Raw genomic sequence first — 8,100 nt, forward strand, 5'->3', positions numbered from 1 at the left:
GATGATGAAAATGCAATGGTTATCGGCCCTGGTGCTTGGGGCATTGAGCTGCGCGGCCTTCGCCGAAGAGGCGCCTGTGGACAGCAATCTGATTAAGCAAGGGGAGTATCTGGCGCGGGCGGGGGACTGTGTCGCCTGTCACACCAACGGCAAAGCGGGCAAACCTTTCGCCGGCGGTCTGCCGATGGAGACGCCGATCGGCACCATCTACTCCACCAATATTACGCCGGATAAAGAACATGGCATTGGCGGGTACACCTTCGAAGAGTTCGACGACGCGGTGCGCAAGGGCGTGCGGAAAGACGGTTCCACGCTCTATCCGGCGATGCCGTATCCCTCGTTCGCACGGATCAGCGAAGCGGACATGCGCGCCATGTACGCCTACTTTATGCACGGCGTGGAGCCGGTGAATGTCGCCAACAAGGACACCGACATCCCGTGGCCGCTGTCGATGCGCTGGCCGCTGGCGTTCTGGCGCGGCATCTTCGCGCCGACGCCGAGCGACTTTGTCGCCAACCCGCAGGTTGACCCGGTGCTGGAGCGCGGCCGCTATCTGGTGGAAGGCCTGGGCCACTGCGGCGCCTGTCATACCCCGCGTAGCCTGACGATGCAGGAAAAAGCGCTCAGCGAAAGCGAAGGCGATGATTACCTGGCGGGCAGCAATGCGCCGATTGACGGCTGGGTTGCCTCCAGCCTGCGCGGCGAAAACCGCGACGGTCTGGGGACCTGGAGCGAAGCCGAGCTGGTCGAGTTCCTGAAAACCGGACGTAACGATAAATCGGTGGTCTTCGGCGGCATGAGCGATGTGGTGGAGCACAGTCTGCAGTATCTCTCTGATGACGACATCACCGCCATCGCCCGCTATCTGAAGTCGCTCCCGCCGCGCGGCGGCAAACAGACCCCAGCCCCGGTGGAAGACAGCGTGGCGAAAGATCTGTGGAAGGGTAACGACAGCAAAACCGGCGCCGCGCTGTACGTCGATAACTGCGCCGCCTGCCACCGCACCGACGGCGTAGGCTATAAACGCGCCTTCCCGTCGCTGAAGGGCAATCCGGTGGTGCAGACCGAAGATGCCACTTCGCTTATCCATATCGTTCTGACCGGGAGCACCACGCCGGCGGTGAAAGACGCGGTCTCCAACCTGACCATGCCGTCGTTCGGCTGGCGTCTGGACGACCAGCAGGTGGCGGATGTGGTCAACTTCATCCGCACCAGCTGGGGCAACAACGCGCCGGCGGTCAGCGCCAGCGATGTGGCGAAGGTGCGTAAGGAGACCGCGGCGCACGATGAGAAGGCGTTAGGCAACGCTGATATCTCGAAGCTGCCGGGGGCCGGACAGTAACCGTCAGGGTTGCGTCGCCCACGCGGCGCAACCCATACTTAGCCAGGACGTAAAATACTGTCTGAATCAAGGAGTTTGCCTTCATGCTGCATGCAGAGCGACTGACCTGCATCGTTGACGATCGACCGCTGTTTGCGGAGCTGACGCTGTCCCTTGCTGCCGGTGAGCTGCTGCAGGTCGCCGGTGATAACGGCGCGGGGAAAACCTCGCTGCTGCGGATCCTCTGCGGCCTGGCGCGCCCGGAAAGCGGCGGGGTGAGCTGGCAGGGCCAGCCGCTGGCGAAGGTCCGGGAGTCATTTCATCGTCAGCTGCTGTGGCTGGGCCATAAGCCCGGCGTCAACGCGGTGCTGACCGCCGATGAAAATCTGCGTTTCTTCTTTCCGGGCAGCCGCCTTCAGCAGCGGGAACGCGCCCTCGCCGCCGTCGGCCTGGCGGGCTATGAAGATCTCCCCTTGAACCAGCTCTCTGCCGGGCAGCAGCGCCGGGTGGCGCTGACCCGCCTGTGGTTAACCGACGCGCCGCTGTGGATCCTCGATGAGCCGTTCACCGCCCTCGACGCCACGGCGATGGAAACCCTGACCTGCCGCCTGGAGCAGCACGCCCGGCAGGGGGGAAGCGCGATCCTCACTACCCACCAGCCGCTGCGGCCGCTGCGCTGCCCGTTGCGCACCCTGCGCCTCGGCGGCGACGCTGGAGGCGGGCAATGATGCGAGCGCTGTTGGCCCGGGAACTGCGCCTGGCATGGCGCAGCGGGGCGGAGATCCTCAATCCGCTCTGGTTCTTTCTGATCGTCATCACCCTGTTTCCGTTCGGCGTCGGCGCCGCGCCGCAGCTGCTGGCGCAGATTGCGCCGGGCGTGGTATGGGTCGCCGCGCTGCTGGCGGCGCTGCTGGTGATGGATCGGTTGTTTCGTGACGACTGGCAGGACGGCTCCCTGGAGCAGCTGTTGCTTCTGCCGACGCCGCTGGTGGCGGTGGTGCTGGTGAAGGTGGTCGCCCACTGGATGATGAGCGGCCTGCCGCTGCTGATCGTCTCTCCGCTGGCGGCGCTGCTGCTGGGGATGAGCGTGCATGACGCCGGCGTGCTGGCGCTGACCTTGCTGCTCGGCACCCCGACGCTCAGTTTTCTTGGCGCGGTGGGGGTTGGCCTGACCGTCGGCCTGAAGCGCGGCGGCGTCCTGCTGAGCCTGCTGGTGCTGCCGCTGGCGGTGCCGCTGCTGATTTTCGCCACCGCGGCCTGCCAGGCCGCCGCCGTCGGGCTCCCGGTCGGCGGCTATCTGGCGATGCTGGCGGCGTTCTTAACCGCCAGCGCCACCCTGTGTCCGTTCGCCACCGCCGCCGCGCTGCGGCTGACCGTGCAATAATTCGCTGCGCCTGCGGGCGCGGCCATCATAACCGTGTGAGTAAGCGTCTATGTGGAAAGCGTTACATCAACTGGCGATCCCCGAGCGGCTGTACCGCCTGTGCGGATGCTGGATCCCCTGGCTGGCGGCGTTGAGCGCGCTGTTGCTGGTCATCGGCTTGGGATGGGGCTTTGGCTTCGCCCCGGCGGACTATCAGCAGGGGGAGAGCTACCGGATCATGTATCTTCACGTCCCGGCGGCGATGTGGTCGATGGGGCTGTACCTGGCGATGGCCGTCGCGGCCTTCATCGGGGTGGTCTGGCAGATCAAAATGGCCGATCTGGCGATTGCCGCCCTGGCACCGGTGGGGGCGGTCTGCACCCTGGTGGCGCTGGTCAGCGGCGCGGCGTGGGGCAAGCCAATGTGGGGGACCTGGTGGATCTGGGACGCCCGCCTGACCTCGGAGCTGGTGCTGCTGTTTCTGTATGCCGGGGTCATCGCCCTGTGGCACGCCTTTGACGACCGGCGGCTTGCCGGGCGCGCAGCGGGGATCCTCGTGCTGGTCGGGGTGGTCAATCTGCCCATCATTCATTACTCGGTCTACTGGTGGAATACCCTGCACCAGGGTTCGACCAACCTGCAGCAAACCATCGACCCGAGCATGCGTCTGCCGCTGCGGATCTGTATCTTTGCTTTCCTCGCGCTGTCGGTCACCCTGACCCTGATGCGCCTGCGTAACCTGATCCTGCAGCTGGAGCGTCGTCGACCGTGGGTGGTGGCGCTGGCTAACAAAGGAGCCGTCCGATGAGCCCCGCTTTTTCTTCGTTCGCCGCCTTCCTGAATATGGGCGGCTATGCCCAGTACGTCTGGCTGGCGGTGGCGGTGGCCGTCGCCGCCTTTGGCCTGCTGACGGTGCACACCCTGTGGGCGCGGCGGGCGCTATTCCATGAAGTGCGACGCCAGCAGGCGCGCGAGCGGCGGATCGCGGCTGCCCGCGAACATGACAAGGAGGCCGCGGATGCAAGCGCGTCGTAAAACCCGGCTGTATATCGTGCTGGCGGTGCTCGCCGGACTTGGGCTCACTGTCAGCCTGACGCTGTACGCCCTGAGCAGCAATATCGATCTGTTTTACACCCCGGGGGAAATTATCTACGGCAAAACGGAAACCCGGGCGCTACCTCATACCGGGCAGCGCCTGCGAGTGGGGGGCTACGTTCAGCCGGGCTCCCTGCAGCGCGACCCGCAAACCCTCGACGTGCGCTTTAAGCTGTATGACGCCCGCGGGGTGGTGGACGTTAGCTATAAGGGCATTCTGCCGGACCTGTTCCGTGAAGGGCAGGGCGTGGTGGCCCAGGGCGTGCTGGACGGCGAGCGGCATATTACCGCCCAGCAGGTGCTGGCCAAACATGATGAAAATTACACCCCGCCGGAGGTGAAAAACGCCATGACGCCGGCGAAAACGGGGGCGCAGCCATGATGCCGGAGCTGGGCAATTTTTTACTGTGTCTGGCGGCGGGTCTGGCGCTGCTCCTGAGCGTCTATCCCCTGTGGGGCGCGGCGCGGCAGGACCGGCGGCTGATGGTCCTGGCCCGGCCGCTGGCCTGTGGGCTGTTCGCCTGTATCGGCGGCGCCTTCCTGCTGCTGGTGCACGCCTTCGTGGTCAACGACTTTACCGTCCGCTACGTGGCGGAAAATTCCAACAGCGCGCTGCCGGTGTGGTATCGGGTGGCGGCGACCTGGGGGGCGCATGAGGGCTCGCTGCTGCTGTGGGTTCTGCTGCTCAGCGTCTGGACCTTCGCCGTCGCCCTCTTCAGCCGCCGGATGCCGCTCGACGCCGTCGCCCGGGTGCTGGCGGTGATGGGGATGATCGCCTTGGGGTTCCTGCTGTTTATCCTCTTTACCTCCAACCCGTTCAGCCGCGGCCTGCCGCAGTACCCCATTGACGGCCGCGACCTTAATCCGCTGCTGCAGGATATCGGCATGATTTTTCATCCGCCGATCCTCTATATGGGTTACGTCGGCTTCTCGGTGGCTTTCGCCTTCGCCATCGCCTCGCTGCTGGCGGGCCGGCTGGATACTGCCTGGGCGCGCTGGTCGCGTCCCTGGACCCAGGCGGCATGGATGTTCCTCACTCTCGGCATCGTGCTGGGCTCGGCGTGGGCCTATTACGAACTGGGCTGGGGCGGCTGGTGGTTCTGGGACCCGGTGGAAAACGCCTCGTTTATGCCGTGGCTGGTGGGCACCGCGCTGCTGCACTCCCTGGCGGTGACCGAGAAGCGGGGCAGCTTCCGCGCCTGGACGGTGCTGCTGGCCATCGCCGCCTTCTCCCTGTGCCTGCTGGGCACCTTCCTGGTGCGCTCCGGGGTGCTGGTCTCGGTGCATGCCTTCGCCTCGGATCCGTCGCGCGGGCTGTTTATCCTGGCGCTGCTGATTGTCGCCATCGGCGGGTCGCTGCTGCTGTACGCCCTGAAGGGCGGCCGGGTGCGGGCGCGGGTGGAACATACCCTGTGGTCGCGCGAGTCGTTCCTGCTTGGCAACAATATTTTGCTGATGGCCGCGATGCTGGTGGTGCTCCTCGGAACGCTGCTGCCGCTGGTGCATAAAGAGCTGGGCCTCGGCAGCATCTCCATCGGCGAGCCGTTCTTTAACACCATGTTCACCGCCCTGATGGCGCCGTTTGCGCTGCTGCTGGGGCTGGGGCCGCTGATCCGCTGGCGGCGCGATGACATCGCCAGGCAGATTAAGCGCCTGATTATCGCCCTGGTTGTGACGTTGTCACTTTCTCTGGCGCTGCCGTGGCTGCTGCAGGATCGTATCACCGCCATGGCGGTCATTGGCCTGATGATGGCCCTGTGGGTGCTGATCTTCGCCCTGCTGGAGGTTCACGAACGGGCCACTCATCGCCACGGCTTCTGGCGCGGCCTGCGGACGCTGACCCGCAGCCAGTGGGGGATGGTGCTCGGTCACGTCGGCGTGGCGGTGACCGTTATCGGCATCACTTTTAGCCAGAACTACAGCGTGGAGCGCGATGTACGGATGCGCCCCGGCGACAGTATCGATATCCACCGCTATCACTTTGTGTTTAACGGCGTGCGCAATATCGTCGGCCCCAACTGGACCGGCGGCGAAGGCATTATCACCGTGACCCGCAGCGGACGCCCGGAAGCGACGCTGTATGCCGAGAAGCGCTTTTACACCGCCAGCCGGATGATGATGACCGAGGCGGCGATCAGCGGCGGGCTGACCCGCGATCTGTACGCCGCGCTGGGGGAAGAGCTGAGCGACGGCAGCTGGGCGGTACGTCTGTACTACAAACCGTTCGTTCGCTGGATCTGGTACGGCGGGGTGCTGATGGCCCTCGGCGGTCTGTGCTGCATGCTCGACCCACGCTATCGGATGCGTAAGAAACTGCAGGAGGCCTCATGAACCGGAAGCTATTGTTTATTCCGCTGGTGCTGTTTCTGGCGCTGGCCGCCGCGCTGTTCTGGCAGCTGATGCGCAACGCCGAGGGCGATGACCCGACGACCCTCGAGTCGGCGCTGATTGGCAAACCGCTGCCGGAATTTCGCCTTGAAGCGCTGAATACCCCCGGTCAGACGCTGGACCGACGGACGCTGATTGACGGCAAGCCGCTGCTGCTCAACGTCTGGGCCACCTGGTGCCCAACCTGTCGCGCCGAGCATCAGTTTCTCAACGGCCTGGCGCAGCAGGGCGTGCGGGTGGTGGGGTTGAACTACAAAGACGATCGGCAGAAGGCGATGAGCTGGCTGCAGCGCCTGGGTAATCCGTACAGGTTGAGCCTGTACGACGGCAACGGCATGCTCGGCCTGGATCTGGGGGTTTATGGCGCGCCGGAGACGTTTCTCATAGACGGTCAGGGCATCATCCGCTGGCGGCACGCCGGCGACCTGAACGAACGGGTGTGGCGCGAGGAGCTCCAGCCGCTGTGGAATCAATACAACCGGGGGGCGGGCTGATGAGAGGGGTAATGGGCATCCTGCTGGCGCTGATGCTGACCGGCCAGGCGTGGGCCGCCATCGATACCTGGCAGTTTAAGGATGAGGCCCAGGAGCAGGCCTTTCGCGAGATCACCTCCCAGCTGCGCTGCCCGAAATGCCAGAACAACAGCATCGCTGACTCGAACGCGATGATTGCCGCCGATATGCGGCAGAAGGTGTACGAGCTGATGCAGCAGGGGAAAACGAAAGGGCAGATCGTTGACTATATGGTGGCCCGCTACGGCAATTTTGTCAGCTACGAGCCGCCGCTGACCGCGGGCACGGTGCTGCTGTGGATGGGGCCGGGGCTGTTCGTGCTGGCGGGCGCCGGGATGATTGTCGCCCGCGCGCGTCGTCGCGACATCCCTGACGCGGCGCTCAGCGCTGAAGAGCGCCAGCGGCTGGCGGAATTATTGAAAGAAGGAAAAGAACGATGAGCCTGTTGGTGGTTATCGCCGGGCTGTTGCTGGCTGGCGCGCTGGGACTGCTTTATTACCCATGGACGGGCAACGGGGCGGTGGACCGCGATACCCTCAACCGCGCCCTGTATCAGTCGCGCCTGCAGGAGCTGACGCAGGAGCGCGGCGAGGACAACCCGGCGCTGGTCGTCGAGCTGCAGCGCACGCTGCTGACCGATATCCCGCCCCAGGCACAGCCTGGCGAACGGCCGCTAAGCCGCTGGGCGCTGCTTCCGGGGGCGCTGCTGCTGGTAGTCCTGAGTCTGGGCCTGTATCTGAAAACCAGCGATATCGGCCAGGTGCTGCTCTGGCAGCAGGCTGAACGGCATTATCCTGCGCTGTTGCAGCAGGTTAAGGACCCGACGGCGGCGCCGCTGCGAATGGATGAGCTGGCGGAGCTGCGGCTTGGCCTGCGCAGCCACCTGCAGGATACCCTGAATGACCTCCCCGGCTGGCAGCTGCTTGGACGGCTGGGCCTGTTGTTAAACGATGGCGAGACGGCGATCGGCGCCTTTGGCCGGGCGCATGCTCTGGCGGCGGATGACCCGGCGGCGGCTTTCGATTACGCCAGCGCGCTGGTGCGGGCGGGAGATAGCGGTCAGGTTCGGATGGGCGAGCTGCTGCTGCGTGACCTGCATCAGCGGCAGCCGAACAGCCTGCCGGTGCTGGAGATGCTGGCCCTGAGCGCGGTGCGCAATGAAGATTACCCCGAGGCCGTGGCAGCCCTGCAGGCGCTGCTGGCCCGGCTGCCGGAAGGGGATGCGCGGCGCGAGGCGATCGTCCGCCAGCTGGCGCAGGCGCAGCAGCAGGCGCAGTAACTGCCCGGCGGCACTGCGCAGGCGCGGGTCTGGGGCATGCCACCAGAAGAGTACGGGCAGCCCTGTTTTTGTAGGCCGGGTCAGGCGCAGCCGCCACCCGGCACAAAATCGGCTCCGTGCCCGCTGTCCTTGCCCGGCGGCG

General features: G+C 65.4%; 10 protein-coding genes. All 10 read left to right on the forward strand.

The window, feature by feature from the left end:
* The first annotated feature begins 1 nt into the window (after window position 1).
* The 10 genes from ABLV76_RS02080 to ccmI all read left to right on the forward strand — a co-directional run bounded on the left by ABLV76_RS02080 (window position 2) and on the right by ccmI (window position 7,958).
* Window positions 2–1,342: a cytochrome c gene (locus ABLV76_RS02080; protein WP_072500753.1), complete on the forward strand. Its 1,341-nt coding sequence runs from the start codon at window positions 2–4 to the stop codon at window positions 1,340–1,342.
* 83 nt (window positions 1,343–1,425) lie between these two features.
* Window positions 1,426–2,049: a cytochrome c biogenesis heme-transporting ATPase CcmA gene (ccmA, locus tag ABLV76_RS02085; RefSeq protein ID WP_135711920.1), complete on the forward strand. Its 624-nt coding sequence runs from the start codon at window positions 1,426–1,428 to the stop codon at window positions 2,047–2,049.
* Window positions 2,046–2,705, forward strand: a complete 660-nt coding sequence (gene ccmB, locus ABLV76_RS02090) for a heme exporter protein CcmB (protein ID WP_310903834.1) — start codon at window positions 2,046–2,048, stop codon at window positions 2,703–2,705. The genes ccmA and ccmB overlap by 4 nt, the downstream gene beginning before the upstream one ends.
* Window positions 2,706–2,754: 49 nt before the next feature.
* Window positions 2,755–3,492 (forward strand): heme ABC transporter permease, encoded by a 738-nt coding sequence (locus tag ABLV76_RS02095; RefSeq protein WP_017899584.1) that lies wholly within the window; start codon window positions 2,755–2,757, stop codon window positions 3,490–3,492.
* Complete coding sequence (gene ccmD, locus ABLV76_RS02100) at window positions 3,489–3,719, forward strand: heme exporter protein CcmD (protein ID WP_023286548.1); 231 nt, start codon at window positions 3,489–3,491, stop codon at window positions 3,717–3,719. Before ABLV76_RS02095 ends, ccmD begins: the two co-directional genes overlap by 4 nt.
* Window positions 3,703–4,161 carry a cytochrome c maturation protein CcmE gene (gene ccmE / locus ABLV76_RS02105; RefSeq protein WP_117129957.1) on the forward strand — a complete coding sequence of 153 codons (459 nt, stop codon included), beginning with the start codon at window positions 3,703–3,705 and terminating at the stop codon, window positions 4,159–4,161. The genes ccmD and ccmE overlap by 17 nt, the downstream gene beginning before the upstream one ends.
* Entirely contained in the window at window positions 4,158–6,110 is a 1,953-nt protein-coding gene (locus ABLV76_RS02110; RefSeq protein ID WP_114465611.1) for a heme lyase CcmF/NrfE family subunit, read from the forward strand. The genes ccmE and ABLV76_RS02110 overlap by 4 nt, the downstream gene beginning before the upstream one ends.
* Window positions 6,107–6,661 carry a DsbE family thiol:disulfide interchange protein gene (locus ABLV76_RS02115; protein ID WP_348878151.1) on the forward strand — a complete coding sequence of 185 codons (555 nt, stop codon included), beginning with the start codon at window positions 6,107–6,109 and terminating at the stop codon, window positions 6,659–6,661. The genes ABLV76_RS02110 and ABLV76_RS02115 overlap by 4 nt, the downstream gene beginning before the upstream one ends.
* An 11-nt stretch (window positions 6,662–6,672) precedes the next feature.
* Complete coding sequence (locus tag ABLV76_RS02120; protein WP_074186545.1) at window positions 6,673–7,119, forward strand: cytochrome c-type biogenesis protein; 447 nt, start codon at window positions 6,673–6,675, stop codon at window positions 7,117–7,119.
* A complete protein-coding gene (gene ccmI / locus ABLV76_RS02125; protein ID WP_348878152.1) occupies window positions 7,116–7,958 on the forward strand; it encodes a c-type cytochrome biogenesis protein CcmI in 843 nt (280 codons plus the stop codon). Before ABLV76_RS02120 ends, ccmI begins: the two co-directional genes overlap by 4 nt.
* The last annotated feature ends 142 nt before the right edge of the window (window positions 7,959–8,100 follow it).

It is taken from the genome of Klebsiella sp. GB_Kp047, from assembly GCF_040065235.1.
In the GTDB taxonomy this organism is placed as follows: Bacteria; Pseudomonadota; Gammaproteobacteria; order Enterobacterales; family Enterobacteriaceae; genus Klebsiella; species Klebsiella quasipneumoniae.